Source organism: Pseudomonas sp. LBUM1659 (genome assembly GCF_059716045.1).
Genome location: NZ_CP166797.1, coordinates 1,601,083 through 1,626,125, shown reverse-complemented (window position 1 = coordinate 1,626,125; position 25,043 = coordinate 1,601,083). Strand labels below are relative to the sequence as shown.

General features: G+C 60.2%; 23 protein-coding genes. 4 read left to right on the top strand and 19 right to left on the bottom strand.

Features of this window, described 5'->3' with window-relative positions; translation table 11 throughout:
- The first annotated feature begins 51 nt into the window (after nucleotides 1–51).
- Nucleotides 52–429, top strand: coding sequence for a YgaP family membrane protein (locus tag ACA048_RS07315; protein ID WP_497628553.1), 378 nt, complete (start codon nucleotides 52–54; stop codon nucleotides 427–429).
- Between the two features lie 132 nt (nucleotides 430–561).
- On the opposite strand, the gene ACA048_RS07310 is transcribed toward ACA048_RS07315, so the two are convergent.
- Together ACA048_RS07310 and ACA048_RS07305 are read right to left on the bottom strand one after the other, a co-directional pair.
- The gene (locus tag ACA048_RS07310) at nucleotides 562–1,791 is read right to left on the bottom strand and encodes a hypothetical protein (RefSeq protein WP_497628552.1); all 1,230 of its coding nucleotides are present in this window, start codon (nucleotides 1,789–1,791) and stop codon (nucleotides 562–564) included.
- A gap of 122 nt (nucleotides 1,792–1,913) precedes the next feature.
- Complete coding sequence (locus tag ACA048_RS07305; protein WP_007944020.1) at nucleotides 1,914–2,363, bottom strand: YcgN family cysteine cluster protein; 450 nt, start codon at nucleotides 2,361–2,363, stop codon at nucleotides 1,914–1,916.
- A gap of 167 nt (nucleotides 2,364–2,530) precedes the next feature.
- On the opposite strand from ACA048_RS07305, the gene ACA048_RS07300 reads away from it, so the two are divergent.
- Nucleotides 2,531–3,124 (top strand): nitroreductase family protein, encoded by a 594-nt coding sequence (locus ACA048_RS07300; protein WP_497628551.1) that lies wholly within the window; start codon nucleotides 2,531–2,533, stop codon nucleotides 3,122–3,124.
- Between the two features lie 143 nt (nucleotides 3,125–3,267).
- Here ACA048_RS07300 and ACA048_RS07295 read toward each other — a convergent pair whose 3' ends face one another.
- From ACA048_RS07295 to ACA048_RS07270, 6 genes are all read right to left on the bottom strand, one after another.
- The gene (locus ACA048_RS07295) at nucleotides 3,268–4,200 is read right to left on the bottom strand and encodes a D-2-hydroxyacid dehydrogenase (protein WP_497628550.1); all 933 of its coding nucleotides are present in this window, start codon (nucleotides 4,198–4,200) and stop codon (nucleotides 3,268–3,270) included.
- A gap of 121 nt (nucleotides 4,201–4,321) precedes the next feature.
- Nucleotides 4,322–4,615 (bottom strand): YcgL domain-containing protein, encoded by a 294-nt coding sequence (locus tag ACA048_RS07290; RefSeq protein WP_007898694.1) that lies wholly within the window; start codon nucleotides 4,613–4,615, stop codon nucleotides 4,322–4,324.
- Nucleotides 4,612–5,745, bottom strand: a complete 1,134-nt coding sequence (gene rnd, locus ACA048_RS07285; protein WP_497628549.1) for a ribonuclease D — start codon at nucleotides 5,743–5,745, stop codon at nucleotides 4,612–4,614. The genes ACA048_RS07290 and rnd overlap by 4 nt, the downstream gene beginning before the upstream one ends.
- A 123-nt stretch (nucleotides 5,746–5,868) precedes the next feature.
- Nucleotides 5,869–6,531: a class I SAM-dependent methyltransferase gene (locus ACA048_RS07280; RefSeq protein ID WP_497628548.1), complete on the bottom strand. Its 663-nt coding sequence runs from the start codon at nucleotides 6,529–6,531 to the stop codon at nucleotides 5,869–5,871.
- A gap of 71 nt (nucleotides 6,532–6,602) precedes the next feature.
- On the bottom strand, nucleotides 6,603–8,252 hold the full coding sequence (locus ACA048_RS07275) for a phosphoethanolamine transferase (protein ID WP_497628547.1): 1,650 nt from the start codon (nucleotides 8,250–8,252) through the stop codon (nucleotides 6,603–6,605).
- Between the two features lie 168 nt (nucleotides 8,253–8,420).
- Nucleotides 8,421–9,803, bottom strand: a complete 1,383-nt coding sequence (locus tag ACA048_RS07270; RefSeq protein ID WP_223511404.1) for a glutamine synthetase family protein — start codon at nucleotides 9,801–9,803, stop codon at nucleotides 8,421–8,423.
- Between the two features lie 511 nt (nucleotides 9,804–10,314).
- Between ACA048_RS07270 and ACA048_RS07265 the strand changes: the two genes are divergently transcribed.
- Nucleotides 10,315–11,250 (top strand): LysR family transcriptional regulator, encoded by a 936-nt coding sequence (locus ACA048_RS07265; RefSeq protein ID WP_497628546.1) that lies wholly within the window; start codon nucleotides 10,315–10,317, stop codon nucleotides 11,248–11,250.
- Nucleotides 11,251–11,253: 3 nt separating this feature from the next.
- On the opposite strand, the gene ACA048_RS07260 is transcribed toward ACA048_RS07265, so the two are convergent.
- Both ACA048_RS07260 and ACA048_RS07255 read right to left on the bottom strand, forming a co-directional pair.
- Nucleotides 11,254–11,619: a 5-carboxymethyl-2-hydroxymuconate Delta-isomerase gene (locus ACA048_RS07260; RefSeq protein WP_497628545.1), complete on the bottom strand. Its 366-nt coding sequence runs from the start codon at nucleotides 11,617–11,619 to the stop codon at nucleotides 11,254–11,256.
- Between the two features lie 57 nt (nucleotides 11,620–11,676).
- Nucleotides 11,677–12,603, bottom strand: coding sequence for a LysR substrate-binding domain-containing protein (locus tag ACA048_RS07255; protein WP_497628544.1), 927 nt, complete (start codon nucleotides 12,601–12,603; stop codon nucleotides 11,677–11,679).
- A 226-nt stretch (nucleotides 12,604–12,829) separates the two neighbouring features.
- Between ACA048_RS07255 and ACA048_RS07250 the strand changes: the two genes are divergently transcribed.
- A complete protein-coding gene (locus ACA048_RS07250; protein ID WP_010462174.1) occupies nucleotides 12,830–13,021 on the top strand; it encodes a YegP family protein in 192 nt (63 codons plus the stop codon).
- Nucleotides 13,022–13,194: 173 nt separating this feature from the next.
- On the opposite strand, the gene ACA048_RS07245 is transcribed toward ACA048_RS07250, so the two are convergent.
- The 9 genes from ACA048_RS07245 to ACA048_RS07205 form a co-directional block, all read right to left on the bottom strand.
- On the bottom strand, nucleotides 13,195–13,782 hold the full coding sequence (locus tag ACA048_RS07245) for a hypothetical protein (protein WP_497628543.1): 588 nt from the start codon (nucleotides 13,780–13,782) through the stop codon (nucleotides 13,195–13,197).
- A 355-nt stretch (nucleotides 13,783–14,137) separates the two neighbouring features.
- Nucleotides 14,138–14,842, bottom strand: a complete 705-nt coding sequence (locus ACA048_RS07240; RefSeq protein ID WP_497628542.1) for an NAD(P)H-dependent oxidoreductase — start codon at nucleotides 14,840–14,842, stop codon at nucleotides 14,138–14,140.
- A 67-nt stretch (nucleotides 14,843–14,909) separates the two neighbouring features.
- The gene (locus ACA048_RS07235) at nucleotides 14,910–16,325 is read right to left on the bottom strand and encodes an aldehyde dehydrogenase family protein (protein ID WP_497628541.1); all 1,416 of its coding nucleotides are present in this window, start codon (nucleotides 16,323–16,325) and stop codon (nucleotides 14,910–14,912) included.
- Complete coding sequence (locus tag ACA048_RS07230; RefSeq protein ID WP_497628540.1) at nucleotides 16,318–17,508, bottom strand: pyridoxal phosphate-dependent aminotransferase; 1,191 nt, start codon at nucleotides 17,506–17,508, stop codon at nucleotides 16,318–16,320. The genes ACA048_RS07235 and ACA048_RS07230 overlap by 8 nt, the downstream gene beginning before the upstream one ends.
- Before the next feature lie 27 nt (nucleotides 17,509–17,535).
- A complete protein-coding gene (locus tag ACA048_RS07225; RefSeq protein WP_497628539.1) occupies nucleotides 17,536–19,143 on the bottom strand; it encodes a 5-guanidino-2-oxopentanoate decarboxylase in 1,608 nt (535 codons plus the stop codon).
- Between the two features lie 10 nt (nucleotides 19,144–19,153).
- Nucleotides 19,154–21,253, bottom strand: a complete 2,100-nt coding sequence (locus ACA048_RS07220) for an acetate--CoA ligase family protein (RefSeq protein ID WP_497628538.1) — start codon at nucleotides 21,251–21,253, stop codon at nucleotides 19,154–19,156.
- A gap of 18 nt (nucleotides 21,254–21,271) precedes the next feature.
- A complete protein-coding gene (locus ACA048_RS07215; RefSeq protein ID WP_497628536.1) occupies nucleotides 21,272–22,432 on the bottom strand; it encodes an acyl-CoA dehydrogenase family protein in 1,161 nt (386 codons plus the stop codon).
- 41 nt (nucleotides 22,433–22,473) lie between these two features.
- Entirely contained in the window at nucleotides 22,474–23,265 is a 792-nt protein-coding gene (locus ACA048_RS07210) for an enoyl-CoA hydratase/isomerase family protein (protein ID WP_497628534.1), read from the bottom strand.
- A gap of 364 nt (nucleotides 23,266–23,629) precedes the next feature.
- On the bottom strand, nucleotides 23,630–25,042 hold the full coding sequence (locus ACA048_RS07205; RefSeq protein WP_497628532.1) for an amino acid permease: 1,413 nt from the start codon (nucleotides 25,040–25,042) through the stop codon (nucleotides 23,630–23,632).
- Between the last annotated feature and the right edge of the window lies 1 nt (nucleotide 25,043).

Below are 25,043 nucleotides of genomic sequence, written 5' to 3'. Positions count from 1 at the left end.
AGTCAGCTTAACTATCCACGACGACGCAGCCTTACTGCCAGGAGAAAGATCATGAGCGAACTCAAACGCGTAGAGCGTATCGAATCCACCCCGTTCCAGTCCCCTTCCGAGCAGAACGTTCACGGTTGGGAACGCGCCGGTTCCGTGGCCGGTGGCATCGTGATGATGGGCAAGGGCCTGCGTCGCGGCGGTATTTTCGGTTTGATTCAAGTGGCGATCGGCGGCGTGGCACTGGCGCGCGGGATTACCGGGCACAGTTCGGTCAAGAGCATGATCGAGAAAAGCCGCCAGGACTTGGACAATGTACGGGCGAAGATTGAACGGGCCGGGGAAGAATTGCGCACGTTGAAGGCGAATGCCGAGGCGGCGACCAGCACCGCTACGGTGACGGGAAATGATTCGTTGAAGTCGCCGAAGACCGGGGTTTGATCCGGAAGAAGTATTGAGGCTGAGGGCCTCTTCGCGAGCAAGCCCGCTCCCACAGTTAACCGAGTTGTCCGGACGGACGCGGTCAAATGTGGGAGCGGGCTTGCCCCGGGCGGCGTTCCGACGATGGCGGTGTTACTGAAGCAACTCGGTATCAAGGACTTTGGAAGGCTCGCCGATGACGCTCTCGGCCAGTTGAACAAACTCCTTGGTATCCACACTCTCCAGATGCATCGCCCCGCGCACTACATCATCCAGCGAACGCTTGTTGCGTGTCTTCAGGCGTATCTCGCGGTCCAGTTCCTGTAACAACACCACCGCTTTCGACACCTGCGCCGGGTTGATCTGTTCGCCACGCAGAGTCGTGACCTTCTGGCTGTCCTTGATCAGCTTGCCGTGCAGACTTTCATACCGCTCATCGCTCATGCCGCCGGCTCGGCGCACCAGTTCGATGGCGTAATACTCGGCAAAACCTTCAGTAATCCAGTCGCTGCGCTGTTTATCGTTGATCCGCCCGAACACCTGCACCAACTCACGCACCAGTGCACTGCTGCCGCTTTCGCTGACCAGTGGCAGACGCGTGTTCAGGTAAATCGATTCATGGGCCGCGAGACTGCCGCGCCACATCGGGTCGTTGGCGCCGACAATCAGTAGTTTGCCCGGATGACGCGGGAACACGGCCTGGACTTGCGGCCAGACAAAGGTCAACAGGGTCAGCACGTCCATGCGGCGCATGCCCTGCCCCTGTGGCGAAGCGACGGTGACTTCGGTTTCTCCCAGCCGCGTGCGACGACTGCCGAGGTGGCCCGCGAGCATCCAGCCGGTGGGCCGGTCGAACAGTCGGGACACATTGTCGATGCGGAATTTGTTCTTGCCGATACGCGGCCAGGCGGTTTCGACGCTTTTCCAACCGCTGGGCAACTCGAACTCAAGGCGCGAAACCAGTTCGATACCATCCTGTTGATCGAGCTTGGCTGGCGGCACCAGATCATCACCGCGCATCAGCGCCCAACCGGGCGTCATGCGCGTGTCGAAACTGCCGCTCTTGCGCCCATGGCTGATGCGTACGCGGTAGGTCAGGCTGGCCTTGTCGGCGGCGGGATGCCAGACCCCACGCGCCACTTTGCCCGGTATGAGTTGCCATTGGCCGTCGGCCTTGAAGTCGCTGTAGCGGCTGCCGTCGCCCAGGTCAAAATCCAGGCTGCGCACCGCAGAACCCTGCGCCAGCGTCAAGCGCACCTCTGCTTGATCACTTTGTGGCAACAGGCGCACGTGGTAATCCAGATCCACCTTCTTCGCCGCCCACGCGGGCGAACTCAGGGCCAGTAGCCCCACGACCAACGCCAGCCGCCATCCCACAGCCATACACACTCCTTGTGGCGAGCGAGCTTGCTCGCGCTGGGCTGCGCAGCAGCCCCGGATTTTGTCGTCACTACGCACTCAAGCGCGAGCAAGCTCCCTCGCCACAGGGTTAACAGCAGCTGGAGTTAACCCGCGCGGAATATCAGGTGATCTTCCCAATCATCTTCAGGCACGCTGCCTTCGGCGAGCATGCGCCCGGATTGCGAAATACGCTCGTGGTGCACCGCATCGCGATCACCGCAAACCAGATGGTGCCAGAGCGGCAGGTCCTTGCCTTCACTGACCAGGCGATAGCCGCAGGTCGGTGGCAGCCATTTGAACTCGTCGGCCTTGCCCGGCGTGAGCTGGATGCAGTCCGGGACGAAGTCACGCCGATTGGGGTAATCGGTGCACTGACAGGTTTTCAGGTCGAGCAGTTTGCAGGCAATTCGCGTGTAATAGACGCTGTTGTCGTCTTCATCTTCGAGCTTTTGCAGGCAGCACAGGCCACAGCCGTCGCACAGCGACTCCCATTCCTCTTGATCCAGTTGATCGAGGGTTTTGCGTATCCAGAACGGTTCGACTTTGGCGGCCATGGCTCAAGCATCAACATCAGGTGGTGAAAAGGCCGCCAGTCTAGTGCCAAGGCCCTTGTGGGCCAAGCATTGGCGACCGCCGGTATAAACAGGCTTGTCAGTTTTTGCGCCGCCCAGTAGGGTTTCGCGTCGCTCCCTCACTTTCAAACGTAGCAAGGAATCTCTTGATGAGTGCTAATCCACGCGTTGCCGACTACGCCATCCACCCGCAGTTCACCGATCGCTGGTCACCCCGCGCGTTCACCGGCGAAACCATCCCGGAAGAAACCCTGTTGAGCTTCTTCGAAGCCGCGCGCTGGGCACCGTCGGCCTACAACTCGCAGCCTTGGCGGTTTCTCTATGCGCGTCGCGACACGCCAAACTGGGAGCGTTACCTGGGACTGTTGAACGAATTCAACCGCAGCTGGGCACAACACGCCTCGGCCCTGGTGATCGTGATCTCGAAAACCACCTTCGCCGTGCCGGGCGCGACCGAAGAAACCCCGGCCCTGTGGCACACCTTTGACACCGGTTCGGCGTGGGGTCACCTGGCGTTGCAAGCGAGCATCAGCGGCTGGCACACCCATGGCATGGCCGGTTTCGATCAGGAGCTGACCCGCAAGGAGCTGAACATTCCTGAAGGTTATGCGCTGCACGCCGCCATTGCGGTCGGCAAACTGGGCGACAAGACATCGCTGGTGGATTACCTGCAAGCGCGTGAAGAACCGAGCCCGCGTCGCCCGTTGAGCGAACTGGCCGCCGAAGGTGACTTCACCCTCTAATCAACACTGAAAATCTACTGTAGGAGCCGAGCTTGCTCGCGATGAGTCCGGCACATTCAACATCCATGTTGACTGTGACACCGTCATCGCGAGCAAGCTCGGCTCCTACAGGTTTTGGCATGATGTTCGAGTGAGCGGTGAACTCAGTAACCGCGTTCGAAATCCACTTCCCCGCGCAACGCTTCACCCGCCTCGTACGCCCGCAAATTCTCGACAAACAGGTTCACCATCATCGATGGCGACGTCGGCGCCGAGCTATGGCCGGTCAGCAGCAAGCCCCAGGCGGTCCAGAACGGATGACGTTGCGGCAGCGGCTCCTGACGGCAGACATCAATCACCGCGCCCGCCAGATGCCCTTCTTTCAAGGCTTCCACCAGATCCGCATCGACCACCGCGACACCGCGACCGACGTTGATGAACAACCCGGTCGGCTTGAACTGCTTGAACAGTGCAGCGTCGTAAAGATCATGGGTATTGGGGGTATTGGGCAGCAGATTGACCACGTAATCGACTTCCCCGACCAAACGCGGCAAATCCGCCAGCGCACCGACTTCAACAAACGGTGCCTGTTCGCGAGCTTCGCTGGCGATGCCGTACAACTCGACGCCAAACGGCACCAGGAACTGCGCCACCGTCCGCCCGATGTCACCCGTGCCGACGATCAATACCTTGCGCCCCGCCAGGCTCTGGCCATGGCGGCTGTCCCATTTGCGCTCGACCTGGCTGACCAGCCGCGCCAATACTTCGCGCTCGTGGCCAAGCATGTAGGTCAGCACGTATTCGGCCATGACCTGACCGAAAATGCCGACCGCGCGGGTCAGGCGATAGTGACGTGGCAAACCGTCGGCCAGCAGTGGCGTGATGCCCGCCCAGGTCGATTGCAGCCATTGCGGCTCGTGGCCCTGACGCAACAGGGTGGCCAGCAAATCCGGCTGCCCCAGCCAGACCGGGCAATCAGCCGCCAGACGAGCCAGTTCAGCGGAGTCTCCACTGGTGAGCACTTCCAGCTCAGGCGCCGCCTGACGCAACAATTGTGCATACACCGGGTGGTCGTGTTCGGCAATCAGAACGCGCATGTTTCAAACCTTTCAAAAACCGTGGAGACGACCGCGCACGGAGCATCGCTCTCTCGTCACGGCCATCGCCAAAAATCATTCCAGTGTTTCACACAGACTCTGAACAGAGCCTGTCTGCGGGTCACATCGGATCGTTGCGGCGCAGCAATTCTTCCGGCAAGTGTTCGATGTACTCGTCTTCGGCCGGCGGCATTTGCAGGTGGTAGCCCTGCTTTTCAAGGTTTTCCAGGACCACGGTGATGTCCTCACGCGACAGCTTGCGCTCGGGCGTCAACACCAGATCGAACGCGTGGTGCGGTTTGCCGAAGGCTGCCATCAATGATTCCGGGACACGCTCCAGTGCATCGCTTTTGAGCACATAGAGGTACATCTCGTTTTTCTTCAGGCTTCGGTAGATCGAGCAAATACGTTTCAAGGCTGTTCTCCGGCGGTGGCCAGGCTGTCGAGCAGCGCCCGGCCCATCAATTCGCGGCGCCAGCCACGCAACGAATCAGGCAATTGGTAAGGACCATTGGGGAAGCCGCTCTTGAGCAGCGCTTCCAGGGTTTTCTTGCGCAACATCAGTTCCGGCGCGATGCTCAAGCGCTCGGCTTCGGCCTGGCCGATGGCGCGCAGCTGTTTGACCAGCACGGCGGCATCCACCGGCAACGGCTCCGGCACGGCGGGCGGCCATTGATCGGGCGATACACTGCCAGAGCGTTTGATCAGATCAAGCAGAAATTCGCCATCCTGACGCACGGTACGCGGGTGCATGTCTTCAATTTTCGCCAGCGCGCCAAGGTTGTCCGGCTGAGTCCGCGCCAGCGGCCACAGGGAATGCTCACGGACGATGCGGTTGCGCGGCAGATCACGGGCACGGGCTTCACGCTCACGCCAGGCGCACAGCTCCCGCAACACGGCGAGTTGGGCGCGGGAGAGCTTCCAGGCCAGTTTGGCTTCGCGATAGACCTCGTACGGGTCGACCTCGCGGCGCAGGTTGGCCACCAGCTCGGCGCCGTCTTCCAGGACCCAGGCGTACTTGTCGTCAGAAAGCTTCGGGCGAAGCTGTACGAAAACTTCCGCCAAGTGCAAAGCATCTTCAGCGGCGTAGCTGATCTGAGTGTCAGAAAGCGGACGTTGCAGCCAGTCGGAACGGGTTTCGCCTTTGGGCAAGTCGATGCCGAGCACCTCTTGCACCAATCGCGAGTAGCCCATGGAGAAACCCAGGTTCAGGTAAGCGGCCGCCAGTTGCGTGTCGAACAGCGGCTCCGGCAGGCTGCCGGTCAGGCGCAACAAGACCTCAAGGTCTTCGCTGCAGGCATGGACGACTTTGACCACGGCCGGATTTTCCAGCAACGCGGCCAAGGGTTGCCAGTTGTCGATGGTCAGCGGGTCTATCAGGTAAGCGCGTACGCCATCGCCGATCTGCAGCAGGCCGGCGATCGGGTAAAAGGTGTCGACCCGCATGAATTCGGTGTCGAGGGCAACGAATGGCAGCTGCTGCCACTCGGCGCAAAACTGACCGAGGCTATCGTTGTCGCGAATCCAGTGAATATCGATGGCCACACGGCTCTCCCTTGAAGAATGGCGCGCAGTATATATCGCCGCCAGCGATTTCCGCGCATCCACTGAACAAGAGCTGTAGCGAAAAGACCTGCCCGACAGCAAGAAATGTCTGACAAGCGGAGACTAACTGGTCTTACTCAGTACATAGACCCGCATCCACGCGCAGCCTGGCAGGAAACCCTGATGGCTCAGCACTTCGAACCCTGCCTGCCTGAACTCAGCTTCAACATCGACCTTGCTGACCGGCTGTGGGGCCTGAAAGGCCTCCGTCTCTGGTCGGCGCGGCTTGAAATAGCCATCGACCCGCACCGCCACAATCACGGTATCGCGACTGACCCGGTGGAACTCCTGAAGCATGGCCAATCGATGCTCGGGGCAGGGGATGTGCTGAAACAGTCGCATGCAAAAAATGCAGTCCACGGCATTGGCGGACAAACCAAGGCTGAAGGCGGAGCTCTGAAAGGTCTTGATTCGCTTGAGCAGGCTCTGTGGATGGTGAGTCTGCGCATGGTTGAGCATGTCCTGAGATGGATCCGACGCGAGGATCACCCGGTTGGCGTGCTCGGCCAGCACCGGCCAGAAGCGCCCGGCGCCGCACGCCACGTCAAGGATCAACCCCGGCTCGCCGGCCACCTTGAGCGCATTGCGCACCAGGTTTAGCTCGCGCCAGAACGCCAGACGCCCGGCCAGGTTACGCGGTTGCGGCTGACGGCAGACGCGGGCGTGTTCCTGATCGTAGCGCTGGGCGAACTCAAGCTCGATGGCGGACGTGGGCTGCGCAGACATGTGCATTGACTCTTGGTGGTGACTCAACCTGCCGCGTGTTAGCGGCCGTTGCGTAATAAAGGGCGAAGCCTTCAATCTTTGGCCAACACGCCGTCGATAGCCGCACCGCGACAACCGGCGAACATGTCCAGGTCCTGGTTGTAGACCTTGCTGCTGACTTCCAGCAGACCCAGCATCGAATGGAACAGGTTGTCCTGGCTCAATGGCTTGTCGCGAGTCAGTTGCAGGCAGTTGGTGTCCACCGAGAACGACTTCTGATAGCTGTCGGAGAACCACGCCAGCATCGCCACGTGCTTTTGTTGTTCGGGCGCCAACATGTAAGGCGTGCCATGCAGGAACAGGTTGTACTCACCCAGCGACTCGCCGTGGTCGGACAGGTACAGCATCGCGGTGTCGACTTTTTCCTGGTTCTTGCGCAACAGATCGATCAGGCTCGACAGCACATGGTCCGTATACACCAGCGTATTGTCGTAACCATTAACGATACTTTCGCGACTGCAGTTGTTCAGGGCGTTACTTTCACAAACCGGCGTGAACCGTTCGAATTCTTTCGGGTAGCGCTTGAAGTATTCCGGGCCATGGCTACCCATTTGATGCAAGACCAACACGGTGTCTTTATCGAGTGTGTCGATAAAGTGTTGTAAACCTTTTAGCAGGATTTCATCGCGGCATTCGCTGTTGGCGCACAGTATCGGGTCTTTCAAGTTGCTCACGTCTTCAAGGGTGACGCGGTCGCACGTGCCTTTGCAGCCCGACTGGTTGTCACGCCAGATCACGTCCAGACCGGCACGTTTAAGCACGTCCAGCAGGCCTTCTTCATTTTTCGCCTTGCTTGCGCTGTAGTCCTTGCGGCCCATGTTAGAGAACATGCACGGCACGGACACGGCGGTTTCCGTGCCACATGAATGCACATCGGTGAACGCGATCAGGCCGGCTTCTTTACTCAGCTTCGGGGTGGTGTCGCGGTCGTACCCCAGGATGCCGAAGTTCTCGGCCCGGGCGCTCTCGCCAACTACCAATACCGTCAGGGATTTGCGGCCATGAACTTGCCAAACCGGATTCTTCTGCGCGTCCTCGCCGATTTTGACAAAGGGTTGACGGGCGGAAACCACTTGTTCACGCAAATAGCCGGCCGAGGCGCCGATGTAGTTGCTCGGCACCACCATCAGGCGCAACTCGTGGTGATTGCGAAACAATGAGGACAAGCCCTGATAGTTAATCAGGGCAACACCGCCGATGACGGCAATCGAGGCAACACTCACCAGAACCTTACTTAACAACTCACGGTGCCAGCGGCGATAATTAACCGGTGTTTTCCATAACAACCACGACGGCAACACACCCAAAAACAGGATATAAGCCAACAACTTTAACGAAAGTAAGTCGCGTACTTCTGTCGCATTGGTTTGCGCAAAGTTACGTAACATACCGGTGTCAATCAGCGCACCGTATTGGCTCATGAAGTAGGCCACGCTGGCGCTGATCATGAAGAGCAGCGTCAGGACCGGCTTCAACACACGTTTGAAGGCCACAAAGGTCAGAAAAATGTTGAAAGCCGCCAGAATCATCGCCCCGAATGCCACGCGCAGGACGATGCCTTTACCGTCGGACGCGGTGATTTCAAACAGGTGCTGCCACAGCACAAAATTGAAGGCTGTTAACAAAAAGGCACTGGCAATCAGTGTTACCCATTCCGGGCGCACGGCTTTGATCTTCAACATGGTGATCGGTTGTTCCTGAAAAGAAGTGCCTACGGCAAATGTGAAAATTTCATTGACCGAGACAACACTAATGTTAGGCACCCAACCATCAATTTTTTGTGAAAAAGAAGCCAACGATTAGTTGGCTTATTAAACCTGCGATCAACGTTTTGACCATTTGAGAATGGTTCAGGCCTGATGCAGATACCAGCGCCAATCCTGCTCACCGACCTCGCCCATGAACTGTCGGTACTCGGCGCGTTTCACCGCCAGGTAAACGCCAAGGAAGGGTTGCCCGAACGCTTCACGCGCCCAAGTCGAACCTTCCAGTGCGCGCAACGTGGTCAGCCAATCGGTCGGTAGCAATTCCGTGGCCTGGGCGTATCCATTGCCTTCCACCGGCGCACCCGGGTCGAGTTGTTCGCGGATTCCGCGATGGATACCGGCCAGGATCGCCGCGGCGGCCAGGTACGGGTTGGCGTCGGCGCCGCAAATACGGTGTTCGATGTGCCGGGAGAACGCCGGCCCGCCTGGCACGCGCAAGCTCACCGTGCGGTTATCCACGCCCCAGGTCGCCGCCAGGGGCGCATAACTGTTGGTCTGGAATCGACGGTAGGAGTTGGCATTCGGGCAGAACAACAGCAACGAATCGAGCAAGGTGCTGAGCATCCCACCGACGGCTTGCCTGAGCAGCGGCGTACCGTCCGGCGCTTCGCTGGCGAACAGATTGTTGCCCTCCTTGTCCGCCAGGCTGACGTGCATGTGCATCCCGGTGCCCGCCAGGTCGTCGAAGGGTTTGGCCATGAAGCAGGCCGTCATCCCGTGCTTGTGGGCCACGCCCTTGACCAGCCGTTTGTAGCGCACCGCTTCGTCCATCGCCTGTAGGGCATCGGTGCGGTGTTCGAGGGTAATTTCCACTTGGCCCGGCGCATATTCGGAAATCGCCGTACGCGCTGGAATCCCCTGCAACTTGCAGGCACTGTAGAGATCGGCCAGAAACGGCTCGATCTGCTCCAGCTCACGTAAACCGTAGACTTGCGTCGTGCGCGGCCGCCCGCCATCGACATCCCGCGCCGGTTGCGGTCGTCCCTGGCTGTCGCGCTGCTGATCCAGCAGATAAAACTCAAGCTCCGCCGCCATGACCGGGTAATAACCGTCCGCCTGCAAGCCTTCGATCACTTTCGCCAACAAGTGCCGAGGATCGGCAATTGTCGCCGGCATGCCTTCTTTCGGATGCATGCTGACTTGCACCGCCGCCGTGGGAATCAACCGCCACGGCATGCGCGTCAAACTGCCGCTGACCGGGTAGGCGCGGCAGTCAATATCGCCGACATCCCAGACCAGTCCGGAGTTCTCCACGTCATCGCCATTAATGGTCAGGCCAAGAATGGTGCTTGGCAACGGCCGGCCACTGTCGTACACCGCCAGCAGTTCATCGCGATGCAACAACTTGCCCCGGGGCACGCCGTTGTTGTCGAGGATGAACAGCTCGAACATTTCAATGTCCGGGTTCTGTTCGAGAAAGGTCAGGGCTTCTTGCGGGGAGGCGAACGATGTCGTGGCACAACTCATGGGAATTCTCTTTTTCCGCGTCAGGCAAACGCGCAGGCGTCGCCGATTCAATCCAGCGCCGGGCGCCGGACCTGTCAGAACAATCAACGGGAAATGCAGGAATCCGGTGGGCGTGCGTGACGACAGTGCCACAGCGCCCAGAAGGCCAACTCGGAGGGAAGTGCGACGGGACAATCGCCCATAGATAAAACCGCAGAGAACAGATGAGCGGCAGCGTCACACGGCCAGTTAAGTCTTTAAATCAGGATTTGAAGAACCTTGGTTGTGGATAGGCTAAACAATCACCTCCCATACACCGTCCACCCGTGTAGGAGCCGAGCTTGCTCGCGATGGCGGTGTGTCAGTCACCATGAATATTGACTGTCACACCGCCATCGCGAGCAAGCTCGGCTCCCTACAGGAAATAAACAGAAACCTCCTACAAGGCATTCTCCTGGCACCATCGTTCCGTTAGGATCTTTCGCACACGTTTGCGCACTGTCAGCGCAAGGAGCACAGCGAGACAGAACGGATGCTGAACAGTAACTTGCTTAGAAAGCTCGACATGCAGGACCTCATGGTGTTTGTCGCCGTGTACGAACAAAGCAGCGTCACCGGTGTGTCCGAAGCACTCTGCGTCAGCCAGTCCACGGTGAGTTACTGCCTGAAAAAGCTGCGTACCGGTTTTGAAGACGAGTTGTTCATCAAAACTCGCACCGGTATGCGCCCCACCTACAAGGCCAGCACCATGTACTCGCCTGTGCTGAAAATCCTCGAAAGCATCAATCTGTGCCACGCCGGCCCTCAAGCCTTCGACCCGACCTTGCAAGCGGTGACGTTCAATATCTGCGCGCCGGAGTACTTCGAGCAGCTGATTCTGCCGCGACTGCTCAAGCGCTTCGATTTCGCCGACCAGCCGGTGATAGTCAACATGCACAAGTTCGAAACCGACATCCCGGCCGACGAGTTGCGCGATGGCAGTCTCGATCTGGTGATCTGTTTCGGCCCTGACTTCCATCGCGACCACACGGGTTTCAAATCCCGGATGTTGCTGGAAGATGACCTGGTTTGTGTGTTCGACAAACGCGCCACGCCACTCGAACCGCGCTTAAGCCTGTCAGCCTTTGTCGAGCGCCGGCACGTGTTTGCGACCCCGTGGACGTCCCCCACCAACAGGGTCGACGGCTGGCTGGCGCAACAGGCGCACAAGCGGCAGATTATCGCGCGTGCCAACAGCTACAGCGCGGCGCTGAAGATGATCACCGGCACCGACTTCATCCTGACCCTGCCCCGCCGCATCCAGCAATTGCTGGCCAATGAGTCGATTTTCAATCACTGCGAAGCCCCCAACGGCGTGCCGGGTTTCACCCTGGACATGCAGTGGAGTCAACGCGCCGATCAGGACAGCGCCAACGCCTGGCTGCGTGAGCAGGTGATCGACGTTTGCGCCGAGCAGGCCATGGCCTGAGATTCAGCCGCTGATGGCGGCCTTGGCGTAGGACTCGCGATCGATATCGAGGATTTCCACGCACAGCTGCACTTCCACGCCGGTTGGCCATTCACACAGGTCCTGGACCACGGCCAGCAAGCTCTCCGACAGCTGCTGTTTAATCTGCGGTGAGCGACCGCTCAACAATGCCAGCTTCACATGCACAAACGCCCGTTCACTCAACGCAGTCCCGACCTTGAAGGTCTCGACCTTCAGCGCTCGGCTCTTGATGTCGGACTCCGCAGCAAATTGACCGGAAGCCACCAAGGCATTATTGAGTCGGATCAATGCCACGTCGGCGTTCAGCTCCGGCAGATTGGCGGTGTATTCCATGTGCAGGTGGGGCATGTGGCGGCTCCAGATAGAGGGCAGAAAGATCCTACGTATAACACAGCACCGTCTTACTCACTGGGGCAGCGGCAATGGCGAGCGCTCACTCATGAATACTTCCAGACGCGAACGTAACCAGCGTTCGGCGGGGTCGGTGTCGACATGGCTGAGCCAGACCATCGACAGGTCGAGGGTCGGGGTCTTGAACGGGAACGGTTCCTTGAACAGCAAACCGGATGCCGCCATGGCTTCGGCCGCGTAATCGGGCAGGCTGGCGATCAAATCGGTGCCGGCGAGCAAGGCCGGCAACGAGCTGTATTGCGGCACGGAAAGGACAACCTGGCGCGTACGCCCTATCTCCGCCAGCCACTCATCGGCGTAACCACTGACGTTCGCGGTGTGGGAAACCAACACATGAGGGCGTGAGCAATATTCATCGAGCGTCAGCGGTGTGTCGGACGCATCGGCGCGCAGGATGCTCGGCATGATGTGCCGCAACAACTTGCGCTTGGCGTTGGCCGGCAGGCCACGGGTCTGGCTGATGCCCACGGTGATGTCGCCGGCCGCCAGCAAATCGGGAATACGCCAGTAATCGACATGCTGAACCACAAACACCACCTTTGGTGCTTCCTGGCGCAAGGCACGCAGGAGCGGCGGGAGCAGGCCGAACTCGACGTCATCCGACAGCCCGATGCGAAACGTCATGGTGCTGCTGGCCGGGTCGAAATCGTGGGTCAGGCTTAATGCCATCGACAGCGAATCCAGCGCCGGTGACAGGTATTGAATCAACTCCTCGGCTCGGGCTGTCGGCTCCATGCGGTGGCCGACGCGGATGAACAGTGGATCGTTGAACATCGTCCGCAGGCGGTTGAGCGCGGAACTGATGGTCGGTTGACCGAGAAACAGCTTCTCCGCCACCCGCGTCACGTTGCGCTCGAGCATCAACGTTTCGAACACCACCATCAGGTTGATGTCCGCCTTGCGCAGTTCATTACGATTCATTCCTTGCCCCCGGTCCCCGACACTTGAGGCAGTGTAGAAAGGCCCGACGGAGGCGTCTATGTCCAGCGGATATCAAGTCGCGGTTCATCGTCCTGCCGGCGTCGGCGGAAATATTTTCAAATGCCTGGAAACAAATGCCTGATGGCCAAAAAAACCAGCTCCGCTAGGCTTGCCCCTGATGCGTCACACAGGTTGTCGCAATAACCCATCGCATGGAGCGAGCAGTATGTATTTCGAGATTTACAGGCAATCCAAAGGCACCCCGAGCACCGGCAAAGGACAGTGGCGCTGGCGGTTGAGGGCGGGGAATCACGAGACCATCGCCAGTGGCGAGTCGTATGTGAACAAGGCCGATTGCCTGCATGCCATCGGGTTGATCAAAGGGGTTGAGGGGGAGACGCCGGTGAAGGAGATCTAGGACCGGACATCACTGCCGAGGCGCCGACATCAACATCAAAGGTCGCAGCCTTCGGCAGCTTCTACATGGATTGGTATATACCTAGAGGAGCTGCCGCAGGTTGCGATCTTTTGACTTACCACAATTGCTACGGGTCGAAGTTATCCGGCTCTCGATTCACCGTCAGCGATCCGTCAACGCTTGTAACACAAACCAGGCAGAGGTTTATTGGTGACAGTCCCGTGGCCATACCACCACGAGTCGTACGGCCCTGACGATCCCACGAGAGCAGACTGCATGGGGTCTGGATTAGGGGAGGCATTCTGGCCAGTGCCGTAGGCAATTGAAGTGGCAGCATCTTTGGTAGCTCTATATTTTGCCCGCAAAATCCCGAGATACTTGTCAACTTCTTTGTCAAAAGGGATCCCATCAACGTTTTTGATCCAATGCTGCGTTTCCTGCCATGTCAAGAGGGTTGGGTTGTACAGAATGCGGTAGACATTCTCTACAGTGACCTTAAATGACTGAGTGTTGCCCGCAGCGTCTGCCACAGAGATCTCTGCCGTTCCATTCCATACGCTGCGAACAACCCCAAGGTTATCGACTGATGCTACATCGGGACGGGATGACTTGTAGGTGCATGGGGGCAAGCTGCCTGAACCTGGAAGTTGGGCGGAGGTGCCTTCGGGGTCACCAACGACGATCCATTCAAGCGGCGAGTCTCGCAGGGTGAAATTCATGCCGCTGAGGAGCAGCGGAGTATTTGTGGACTGAGTGACCATGGAAACTATCCTTTTTCAGTAGGCGTGGACGACCTTCAGTAGGTCAGTCCCGACGAGATATCAAACAAAAACTGAAGACGGTCCGACTACTGTCAAATCTGACAGTAGCGACGAATGGTAGGGGTGGAGTGCTGGAGAATGGTGAGGTTTTTGGGTTTGGTATACGAAGATAAAGAGGTTGCAGGCTGCACCAGCGCTGAACCTCACCACTTGCCGATAAAGTTTCTTTGTTAATGACTCAGTCTGCGATTTTGCTGTGGTCGGACTAGCCCCCTCAAGTCTGAACATACAAGCGGGCTTGCTCACAAAGAGGCCCGAATGAACGACATCAAACCCTTGGCCAAAACCCGGATATTCAACCACGCAACGGATACAACCCCTCATCAAACTGCGCCAACTTCGGAAACTGCATCGGCTGATCATCGCTCAAGTGTTCCAGCCGATGCTGATAGCTCGTCAGGAACTCTTTGCGCGCCTCGTCGCTGATGTACGGCACATGCCACGCCACGAACGGCTCCAGCACATCAAAACCAACATACGCCAGCGTGCCGCGCAGGATCGGCCGCAGCATGTCTTCCAGCGGACCGTGAATCGCGCCGTCACCGAACATGTGCTCGCGCCCGCCCAGGGTGACGGTCACCAAAGCCTTCTTGCCGCTCAAGCCGCCCTGATCATAAAAACGTTTGCCGCCGTAGCAGATCCCGGACACCAGCACCCGGTCGATCCAGCCCTTGAGCATCGCCGGGGCCGAGAACCAGAAAATCGGGAAATTGAGGATCAGCAGGTCCGCCCACAGTAACTTGTCGAGTTCTTGCTGGATGTCCGGCGCCAGGGACTGGCTTTTCACACCCAGCCGTTGCTCCAGGGCATACACCAGGTACTCCGGGTTCTCCCGAGAAGAAAAGTCATCGGCGCTCGCCACCGGGTTCCAGTTCATCGCGTACAAGTCGCTGACCTGAACCTCATGCCCTTGGGCTTCAAGGGTCGCGACAGCCTGGTCACGCAGGGCGGCGGTGAAAGATTTCGGCTCCGGGTGAGCGTGGACGATCAGTACTTTCATGACAATTCCTTAAACATTGACCAGCGTTGAATTTGAAGTCGGTAACGCGCGCGCATTCAATGAGCGATCACACCTGAATCGCCTTCACTTCAACAAACTCGTTGAGCCCTTCCTCGCCCCACTCCCGGCCATTGCCCGATTGTTTGTAGCCGCCGAACGGCGCCTGATAATTGAACGCCGCGCCGTTGAGGAAACACTGCCCGGCACGCAACTGCCGCCCGAGCTGCAAGGCGCGTTCTGCGCTGCCAGCCCAGACACCGCTGGACAAGCCGAACGGTGAATCGTTGGCAATCTGAATCGCCTGCGCTTCATCGGTGTAGGGAATCAGGCACAGCACCGGGCCGAAGATTTCTTCCTGGGCGATGCGCATCCGGTTGTCGACGTCGGCGAACAGCGTCGGGCTGACGTAGAAACCACGCTCGAATGCGTCGGCCGTGTCGCCGCCGCAGACCAGCCGTGCGCCTTCCTGTTGGCCGACCTGGATGTAATCACGCACGGTGCGCCGTTGCGCCGCCGAACACATCGGCCCGAGGAAACTCTGCGGGTCCAGCGGATCGCCCATGCGTAAGCTCTGGGTTTCGGCGATTGCCAGTTCCACGGCTTCAGCGTAACGACTGGCCGGCAGCAGCATGCGGGTCAACGCGGTGCAGGTTTGGCCGGAGTTGATCATCACGTCTTGCACGCCGTAGCGCACAGCAGCGGCGAGGTCGGCGTCTTCGGCAATCAGCAGCGGCGACTTGCCGCCCAGTTCCAGGCACACGCGCTTCACCGAAGGTGCCGCCGCTTGCGCCACGCGAACCCCGGCGCCGGTGGAACCGGTGAACGACACCAGGTCCACGTCCGGGTGTTTGGCCAGCGCTTCGCCGACCTTAGAACCCGGCCCGCTGACCAGGTTGAACACGCCGGCCGGCAAGCCGATGGCTTCAATCATCTGCGCCAGCAAAAAGGCGTGCAGAGGGGTTTCCTGGCTCGGCTTGACCACCACGGTGCAACCGGCGGCCAGCGCCGGGGCGAGTTTGCCGATCAGTTGATGCAGCGGGTAGTTCCAAGGATTGATGAAGGCGCACACGCCCACCGCTTCGCGAATCACCAGCGAGTTGCCGACCTCACGCACTTCGTCCATCAAACCTGCGAGCTCAACGTACTGCTCCAGCCCGAGGATCGGGCCGTCGACCTGCACCGAGCGGCACCATTGCACCGGCATGCCCAACTCAACGGTGATGACGGATGCCATCTCGTCGGCCCGCGCGCGCAACTGCTCGGCGAGGGCGCGGATGTAGCCAGCACGCACACTCGACGGCGTGCGCGACCATGAACTGAACGCCTTGCGTGCGGCGGCCACCGCGTTGTCGACATCACGCTCATCGCCCAGCGGCACTGAGCCCGCGACTTCTTCAGTCGCCGGGTTGATCACTTCGGCGATGCCTTGGCCGGAAGGGGGTTGCCAGCGGCCATCGATAAACAGCGTTTTGTGGTTATGCATGAACCTGAGACTCCAGCAATTCAGTGGCGCAACGGGTGATGCGCTGGCAAGCGTCACGCAACGGCTGCGCGTCCAACACCAGCCCCAGGCGAATGTGCCCGGCAGCGCTCGGACCGAAGGCTTCACCGGCCAGCACCGAGACGCCATGGCGGTCGAGCAAGCGGTCGGCAAACGCCTGGGCGCTGAGCCCGGTGTCGCGGATATCGACCATCACGAACATCCCACCATCAGGTTTCAAGGCGCGTACGCCGGGACAATCGGCCAGGCATTCGCAGACCAGATCGCGGCGTTGGCGATAGGCTTCACGCATTGCCTCCAGCTCGGGCAAGTTGCTTTCGAGGGCGACGACGGCGGCGTCCTGCACGAAATCCGGCAAGCCGTAGAGCATGCACAGCGCAAGGTTTTCCAAGTGTGCCGCGAGGGCCGGTGGCGCCACCGCCCAGCCGATTCGCCAACCGGTCATGGCGTGGGATTTCGACAGGCTGTTGAGCGTCGCGGTCCGCTCGGCCATGCCCGGCAAACTGGCCGGGCTGACGTGCTCGCCGTCGAACAACAGCTCGCTGTAGACCTCATCGGAAATCAGCCACAGGTCGTGGGCGATACAAAGGTCGGCCAACGCTTGCCAGGTGGTGCGGGACAAACTGGCACCGGACGGGTTGTGCGGGCTGTTCAACGCCAATGCCCGAGTGCGCGGCGTGATGCAGGCCGCGACATCTTCAGGCAGCACGCGGAAACCGTTTTCCGAACGCACCGGCACCGGAATCACCACGGCGCCACAGGCACCGAATACGGCTTCGTACGTCACGTACATCGGCTCGGCGACGATCACTTCATCGCCAGGGTTGAGCACGCATTGGGCGACGCTGAACAACGCACATTGCGCGCCGGCCAGGACGATGACCTGTTCGGCCGAGACCTGTTGGCCGCTGCGCCGTCCGTAGTGTCTGGCGATACTTTCACGCAAGGCGCGTTTACCACGCACGTCGGCGTAGTGGGTGTTGCCGGACAACAAGCTGTCGATGGCCGCCTGCACGATCGGCGCCGGGGTGTCGAAATCCGGGTCGCCGACCGACAGCAGCAGAATGTCTTCACCCTGCTCTTGCAGCGCGAGTGCGCGGTAATGGATGTCCCACGCAGCAGCGCCGTCACCGGCGATACGTTGAGTCAGATCGGAAAAGCGCATGGCGATACCTCTGCCAGAAAATGAAAATCAGTGCGCGCACGCCTGCTTGAGTTCGATCAGGGTCACGCCGTTGCGCTTGAAGCCGTGGCGCAGATCGGTTTGCAGCTCGGCCAGACTTTGCGGCTGGCTCACGGTGCAACCGAACGCGCGACCAAGGGCGGCGAAATCCGGGTTGCGTGGCAGTACGCCAATCGGTTCGATGTCGAGCCCGAGCATGTCGTCGCGGATTTGTCCCAGCGCGTCGTTGTTCCACAGCAGCACCACCAGCGGGCTGTCGAGTTCTTCGACGGCGGTCGCCAGTTCTTGCGCGGTGTAGAGGAAACCGCCGTCGCCAACCAACACCAGACCTGGCCGCTGCGGTGCACCGAACTTGGCGCCGATGCCCGCCGGCAAGCCGTAGCCCAAGGTGCCGTAGCCGGTCGGGTGCAACCAACTGCGTGGCGCCAGACTCTTGAAGGCGTAGTTGCCGGTGTAGGCCAGTTGAGTCATGTCGGTGCTGATGAACGCATCGGCCGGCAGTTCGGCGGCGATTCGTTCAAGAATCGCTTGATGGATCGACTGCAGCGGGCCGTGGCCATTGCTCACCGCTTCACGCAGGGCTGCCACCGCGGCAATCGCGGCACTGGCATCACGCGCGGTGGACGGCAGACGTTCCAACAACGCGGCGAGGGTTTGCTGCGCATCGCCATGCATCGCCACCGCACACGGGTAGAAGTCGTTGAACTTGCGCGGGTCAATGTCCACGCGCAGCAGTTCGGCATTCAGCGGCAAGCGTTCGCGCCAGAAATCGGTATCGGCCATTTCGGTGCCGACCGCCAGCACCACGTCGGCTTCGGCGATCAGGTTCCAGCCAGGTTCGACGCACAGGGTCGAGCCCGCGTTCAGCGGTGCATCCGGCGGCAACAAACCTTTGCCAGCGACGCTGGTGAACAGTGGCGCGGCGAGTCGGGTGCTGATGTCTTGCAATGCTTGCTGCGCATTCAACGCGCCGCCACCGGCAATGATCATCGGCCGCTTGGCGTTTTTCAGCTTGGCCACGGCCTCGTCCAGCGCTGTGGTTGATGCTGCACCGCGCCCCGGGCGACGCACGACGTCGTTGCTCCAGTCACGGGTGATTTTTGCCGACAGCACGTCCAGCGGCACCGAGATGTGCACCGGGCGCGGGCGCTCGCTGTCGAACACCGCGTAGGCGCGGGCGATCAACTCGGGCAGGTCTTCGGCGCTTAATGCGACCGCCGAGAAGGCGGTGATCGGCGCGGTGATCGAGCGCTGGTCCTGGGTTTCATGCAGACAACCCCAGCCCTTGCCGAGGCTGGCGGTGTGGTTGACGCTGGAAATCACCAGCATCGGAATCGAGTCGGCATACGCCTGGCCGATACCGGTCGCGGCATTGGTCACGCCGGGGCCGGTGATGATGAAGCACACGCCCGGTTTGCCGCTGACCCGCGCATAGCCGTCGGCCATGAAACTGGCGCCTTGCTCATGACGGGTCAGCACATGGCGAATGCCGCTGCCGGGCAGGCCGCGATACAGTTCCAGCGTGTGCACGCCGGGAATCCCGAACACGGTGTCGACGCCGTAGTTGGCCAGCAGACGCACCAGGGCCTGGCCGCCGGTCAAAGTTGTGGTTTGCATATTCAATTCCTCATTCGTGGCCGAGGCGAATCAACGCGTCGACAGCAGTCGTGCCGGCGGCACCGACCAACAATGGGTTCACATCGAGTTCCAGCAACTGCCCGGCGTTTTCGCAGGCGTAATCGGCCACCGCGTGGATCGCCGCAACCAGCGACTCCAGATCCGCCGCTTCTCGACCGCGAAAACCTTGCAGCAACGCGGCGCTGCGCAGGCTCAACACGGCCTTGCGAATGGCGCCGTCGGTGGTCGGCAGCAGGAGGCTGCGGCTGTCCTTGAGCAACTCCACCAGAATCCCGCCAGCACCGATGACCAGGGCCAGGCCGAAGTCGTTTTCACGCTTGATGCCGACGATCAATTCAGCCAAGGGCGGTTTAGCCATCGGCTCCAGCAGCACTTGATCGAACGGCACTTGCGGCGCGTACTCGGCAATGCTTGCGCGCATTTTTTCCAGCGCAGCGCTCAGGGCGGTGGCGTCCTTGAGGTTCAGCGCCACGGCACCGGCTTCGGTTTTGTGTGGAAGCTGCGCGCTGACCGCTTTTAGCACCAGCGGATAACCCAGCGCGTTGGCGTCACTCAGTGCTTTATCCGGCGTACTCAAAACGCCGTTGGGCGTCCGCAGGCCAAAGGCGCGCAATGCGCTTTTGGAATCCCACTCGTTGAGCAAGTGACCATCACCTTCTAGCGCCTGCGGGCACAGCGGCACCAGCGCCGATTCACCGAGTGCCAGCAGCGCCTGACGATTGCGCTGATAACCGGCAATGCGGCCCCACGCCACCAAGCCATCTTCCACCCCTTGCAACGCCGCCACGCCCTGCGCATGCAGCCGTTCACGAGCGTGGGCCGGCAGCAGTTCCGGAAACGCCGAGGTGACGAAACCGGTCTTGCCGTGGCGCACCAGCGCGGCACAAAACAACTCCAGCAGCAGGTCACATTCTTTGCGTTCGCCGGTGGATTCCGATGGATAATCCAGCACCAGCATCGCCGCATCGGCTTCAGTGCGCAGGGCGCTGTCGAGCATGCGGTTCAAGGCTTCACCGTCGCCCCAGATCGCCGTGGTGAAATCCAGTGGATTGACCAGGTTGGCGTAGGTGGGCAGCACCTGCGCCAGTTCTCCGACTTGGCCTTCATCGAGCGTGGGCAGACTCAAGTCGTTGCGCTCGGCGTAGTCGGCAATCAGCCCGGCGTCACCGCCCGAACAAGCGAGCGCGATCAAGCTGTTGCCCGCCGGCAACTTGCCGCATGCCGCGGCTTTCAGGGTTTCGACAAAACTCACCGGGCCACTGACGCGGATCACACCAAGGCGCGCAAACAGGCTGTCGTACAGCGCATCGGAGCCGGACAGCGAACTGGTGTGACTGAGCGCCAGTTCGGCACCAATCTGCGACACGCCGGTTTTCAGGGCGATGATCGGGATGCCTTTCTCCAGCGCCTTGTGCGCGGCGCGGGCGAAACCCGGCACGTTTTTCAGGCCTTCAAGGTGTAAGCCGATGGCAGTAACGCGCGGCTCATCGAGCAACACGTCCATCAATTCGGCGATGCCCAATTGCGCTTGATTGCCGACAGACGCCATGTAGGCCACCGGCAGCGAACGGTCGCTCATCGACAGGTTGTAGGCGAAGTTGCCGCTCTGAGTCAGCACGGCGACGCCCTTCTCCACCGGCTTGCCGCCGTGGGCCACCGGCCACAGCGCGGAGCTGTGCAGGTAGTCGAGCAAGCCGTAGCAGTTGGGGCCGAGCAACGCCATGCTGCCGGCTGCGTTCAGTAATTGTTGCTGCAAGGCCAGGCCTTCGGCGCCGGTTTCGGCGAACCCGGAGGCGTAGCAGATTGCTCCGCCCGCGTCCTTGGCCGCCAGCTCGGCGACGCAGGTCAGGGTCAGTTCGCGGTTGGTCGCGATGAACACCGCGTCCGGGCCGCACGGTAGCTCGGCGATGCTGCGCACACACGGTACGCCTTCAAGCGTGTCGTGCTGCGGATTGACCAGCCACATCTCGCCCAGATAGCCACCTTCGGCGCAGCGCTTGAGGGCGCGAGCCATGCTGCGGCCACCGACAAACGCCAAATGGCGCGGCGCGAGCAGGCGTTTGAGGTTGTCACGAATCGTCTGCGACATAGAAATTCTCCGGACCGATCAGCGCAACAGCGGCCGCAGCAATTCGCGGGAAATGATGTGGCGCTGGATCTCCGAGGTGCCTTCCCAGACGCGCTCGATCCGCGCGTTACGCCAGATGCGTTCCACCGGACATTCATCCATCAGGCCCATGCCACCAAAAATTTGTACCGCCTCATCGGCCACTTTGCCGAGCACTTCACTGGCGAACAGTTTGGCCATGCCGGCCTCGCCATCGGTCATGGTGCCCTGGTCCATTTTCCAGGCGGTGTGCAAGGTCAGCAGTTCGGCCGCGCGGATCTGCGTGACCATGTCGGCGAGCTTGAACGAGATGCCCTGATAGGTGCCGATCGGTTGGCCGAACTGTTTGCGATCCGCCGCCCATTGCAGCGACACATCCAGCGCGCGTTGCGCCTGACCGACGCAGTTGGCAGCGACCATGACACGCCCGGCAGTGAGCCAGGCGTTGGCCACGTCCCAGCCCTTGCCGACTTCGCCCAGCACTTTGGAGGCAGGTACGCGGCAATCGTCGAAGAACATTTCGTAGGTGTGATAACCGCGATTGCTCACGCATTTCGGACCACGACGGATGGTCATGCCCGGCGTGTTGCGATCGACCAGGAACGAGGTCACGGCATTGCGTTGGCGGCCGTTGTGTTCGTAGGTGTCGGTGACCGCAAAAACGATGGCGAAATCGGCGTGACCGGCATGGCTGATGAAGTGTTTGCTGCCGTTCAGAATGAAGTCATCACCCTCACGTACGGCGCGGGTCTTGATCGCGTTGGCGTCGGAACCGGCACCCGGTTCGGTCAGCGCGAAGCAGTCGATTTTCTCGCCCTGGATGCACGGCAACAGGTAGTCGTTGATCTGATCACCCGTGCAGGCCATGAGGATTTTCGACGGCCGTGCGACGAACACATGCAGCGCCCATGAGACCTTCGACAGTTCGCGTTCGATCAGTGCCTGCGACAGGTAGTCCAGACCGCCACCGCCGACTTCCTCCGGCATGTTGAAGGCATAGAAACCGGCGGCGATGGCCTTGCCGCGAATGTGTGCCGCCAGCTCCGGGGAAACTTCGTCGGCACGGTCGACCGCCTCCTCATGGGGCAACAGTTCCTTGGCGACAAAGCTGCGTACCGCGTCCACCAACATTTCTTGTTCTTGGGTCAGTTGGAAATTCATGGGGCTACCTGTTGTTCATGTGCTGAATGTGGTGTCGGGGCTTATCGACCGATAAAACTGGCCGGGCGTTTTTCGATGGCGGCGCGCAGGGCTTCGTTGCCGTCTTCGCTGCGACCGCACAACAGGCCGGCGGCCAACTCGGCTTGCAGTTGCTCCGGCAGGCTGCGTTGGGCGCCTTCGCGCATGAGTTTTTTGGTCTGGGCGAAGGCGAATGTCGGGCCGTTGGCCAGGCGCGAAGCGAGTTCAGTGGTGACGTCGAACAGATGTTCATCGGCGCAGACTTCGCCGACCAGGCCGGCAGCCAGGGCGCGATCGGCGCCCCACAACTCGTCGAGGAACAGCAGGCGCTTGGCTTGTTCGGTACCGATCAGCCGTGGCAGATGCCAACTGGCACCGGCGTCCGGCGAGTAGGCCATGCTGGTGTAACCGGCCTTGAAGCGCGCCGATTGCGCAGCGATGCGCAGGTCGCAGCACAACGTCAGGTCCATTCCGGCGCCGACGGCGGTGCCGTTGATGGCGGCGATGGTGGGTTTTTCCAGGCTGTACAAACGGCTCATCAAGGCGTGAGCGGTTTCGGTCCAGCCGTAGGTTTCGAGGGCGCCACGGGCTTCGGCTTCGGCCCACTCGGCGAGGTCGGCACCGGCGCAGAAGCTGCGACCGCTGCCGGTCAGCACAACGACTCGCACGGCAGGGTCGGCGTTGAATTCTTCGAGCATGGCGTGCAGGTTTTTCAGGGTCGGAATGTCCAGCGCATTACGCTGAGCAGTGCGATTGAGGGTGATCCAGGCAACGCCGGCTTCAACCTGGCTGAGCAGAGAAGATTGAGTAGTCATGCTAATCCTCGAATTATTTTGATTGGTCTGAGGTGATGCGACTTGAGGCCATACTAAACGAGTGTTCAGTAAGGCAGCAATCAGCAAAGAAATGAGCTGTAACAGCTTTAAAAATAAGCTATCTGTTTGTATTTAAAGGATTTATTAGAAAAGACCGGAGCTGTGAGGATTTCACTGTTACAACTTCGAACAACTGCCTACAGGGGAGCTAACGCGGTGTGTCGCAGATCTACTGCCCGCCGCAAAACAACTGTGGGAGCGGGCTTGCTCGCGAAGAGGGTGTGTCAGTCAACATTGATGTCAACTGACACGCCCTCTTCGCGAGCAAGCCCGCTCCCACAGGAACAGCAGTGAATTCAAAGAATCAGATAGCCGGTAGGCTCGGCGCCAGCACCGCTTCGCGCTTGCGATGAATCAGGAAGTACGCGCTATAGCACAGCGCAATAAATCCAAAGCCCCAGTACAGCGAAGGGCGTTGCGTTTCATCCAGCGCCAGAAACACAAACAGCGAGCAGCACAACGCAATGCACGTCAGCGGCAGCAGCGGGAACCACGGCGCGCGGTATTTCAGGTCGCTAAGTTTTCCGCCATCGCGCAGATAGGCCTTGCGGAATTTGTACTGCGCCAGCGCAATCACAATCCAGGTCACAGTGCCCGACATGCCGCTCACCGCCATCAGCACCATGAACAGCGTGTCTGCCGCGACAAAACTGGTCATCAGCGACACCAGCGCAAAGCACAAGGTGATGCTCAGAGCCCGCAGCGGTACGCCGCGTTTACTCAAGGGCGACAGGCTTTTCGGCGCCATGCCGGTCTTCGACATTGCCCACAGAATGCGTGTCGAGGCATACAAGCCGGAGTTGCCCACCGACAGAATCGCCGTGAGGATCACGAAGTTCATCAGGTCAGCGGCATAAGGAATGCCGACCATGTCGAACACTTGCACGAACGGACTTTCCATCAATCCGGCCTGCTGCCAAGGCACGATTGCCGACAACACCACAATCGCCAGCACATAGAAAATCAACACGCGAAACACCACGTTGCGCACCGCGCGCGGGATGCTTTTTTCCGGCTGATCGGTTTCACCGGCGGCCACGCCCATGATCTCGCAGCCCTGGAAGGCGTAGACCACGGTCATCATCACCGCGAACACGGCTGACAGGCCGTTGGGGAACAGTGAGTCGCCAATCAGGTTGCTCATCATCGGTGCCGGTGCACCGCTGGTCAGCGGGATTGCGCCGAAGATCACCAGCACGCCGACCACGATGAAGCCAAGAATCGCCGCGACCTTGATCCCGGAGAACCAGTATTCCGCTTCACCGAAGGCGCGGGTCGCCAGTGCGTTCAACCCGAACAGCACCACCACGAACAACGCCGACCAGTACCAGATCGGCACCGCAGGGAACCAGCGCGTCATCAACATGCCCGCCGCCGTGAACTCCAGCCCCACGGTGGTCGCCCAGCTCATCCAGTACACCCAACCGATCATGAACCCGGTGGCCGGCCCGATGAATTTGGTCGCGTGGGTTTGAAAAGAGCCGGACACCGGCATCTGCACGGACAGTTCGCCCAGGCAGACCATCACCAGGTACATCAGGAAGCCGGCGACCAGATACGCCAGAATCGCGCCCACCGGCCCGCCCTGGTTGATCGTCACGCCGGAGCCCATGAACAGTCCGGTGCCGATCACGCCGCCCAGCGACAACATGAAAATGTGCCGGCTTTTCAGGGCGCGGGTCAGTTGGATGCCTTTGGTTTCGGTAGATTTGCTCATG

Coding starts and splice junctions, on each gene's coding strand:
- ACA048_RS07225 (WP_497628539.1), bottom strand. CDS start 19,143: ATGCAAACCACAACTTTGACCGGCGGCCAGGCCCTGGTGCGTCTGCTG.
- ACA048_RS07270 (WP_223511404.1), bottom strand. CDS start 9,803: ATGAGTTGTGCCACGACATCGTTCGCCTCCCCGCAAGAAGCCCTGACC.
- ACA048_RS07300 (WP_497628551.1), top strand. CDS start 2,531: ATGAGTGCTAATCCACGCGTTGCCGACTACGCCATCCACCCGCAGTTC.
- ACA048_RS07230 (WP_497628540.1), bottom strand. CDS start 17,508: ATGCGCTTTTCCGATCTGACTCAACGTATCGCCGGTGACGGCGCTGCT.
- ACA048_RS07295 (WP_497628550.1), bottom strand. CDS start 4,200: ATGCGCGTTCTGATTGCCGAACACGACCACCCGGTGTATGCACAATTG.
- ACA048_RS07275 (WP_497628547.1), bottom strand. CDS start 8,252: ATGTTGAAGATCAAAGCCGTGCGCCCGGAATGGGTAACACTGATTGCC.
- ACA048_RS07305 (WP_007944020.1), bottom strand. CDS start 2,363: ATGGCCGCCAAAGTCGAACCGTTCTGGATACGCAAAACCCTCGATCAA.
- ACA048_RS07210 (WP_497628534.1), bottom strand. CDS start 23,265: ATGACTACTCAATCTTCTCTGCTCAGCCAGGTTGAAGCCGGCGTTGCC.
- ACA048_RS07265 (WP_497628546.1), top strand. CDS start 10,315: ATGCTGAACAGTAACTTGCTTAGAAAGCTCGACATGCAGGACCTCATG.
- ACA048_RS07245 (WP_497628543.1), bottom strand. CDS start 13,782: ATGGTCACTCAGTCCACAAATACTCCGCTGCTCCTCAGCGGCATGAAT.
- ACA048_RS07250 (WP_010462174.1), top strand. CDS start 12,830: ATGTATTTCGAGATTTACAGGCAATCCAAAGGCACCCCGAGCACCGGC.
- ACA048_RS07315 (WP_497628553.1), top strand. CDS start 52: ATGAGCGAACTCAAACGCGTAGAGCGTATCGAATCCACCCCGTTCCAG.
- ACA048_RS07205 (WP_497628532.1), bottom strand. CDS start 25,042: ATGAGCAAATCTACCGAAACCAAAGGCATCCAACTGACCCGCGCCCTG.
- ACA048_RS07215 (WP_497628536.1), bottom strand. CDS start 22,432: ATGAATTTCCAACTGACCCAAGAACAAGAAATGTTGGTGGACGCGGTA.
- ACA048_RS07255 (WP_497628544.1), bottom strand. CDS start 12,603: ATGAATCGTAATGAACTGCGCAAGGCGGACATCAACCTGATGGTGGTG.
- ACA048_RS07310 (WP_497628552.1), bottom strand. CDS start 1,791: ATGGCTGTGGGATGGCGGCTGGCGTTGGTCGTGGGGCTACTGGCCCTG.
- ACA048_RS07235 (WP_497628541.1), bottom strand. CDS start 16,325: ATGCATAACCACAAAACGCTGTTTATCGATGGCCGCTGGCAACCCCCT.
- ACA048_RS07260 (WP_497628545.1), bottom strand. CDS start 11,619: ATGCCCCACCTGCACATGGAATACACCGCCAATCTGCCGGAGCTGAAC.
- ACA048_RS07280 (WP_497628548.1), bottom strand. CDS start 6,531: ATGTCTGCGCAGCCCACGTCCGCCATCGAGCTTGAGTTCGCCCAGCGC.
- ACA048_RS07240 (WP_497628542.1), bottom strand. CDS start 14,842: ATGAAAGTACTGATCGTCCACGCTCACCCGGAGCCGAAATCTTTCACC.
- ACA048_RS07220 (WP_497628538.1), bottom strand. CDS start 21,253: ATGTCGCAGACGATTCGTGACAACCTCAAACGCCTGCTCGCGCCGCGC.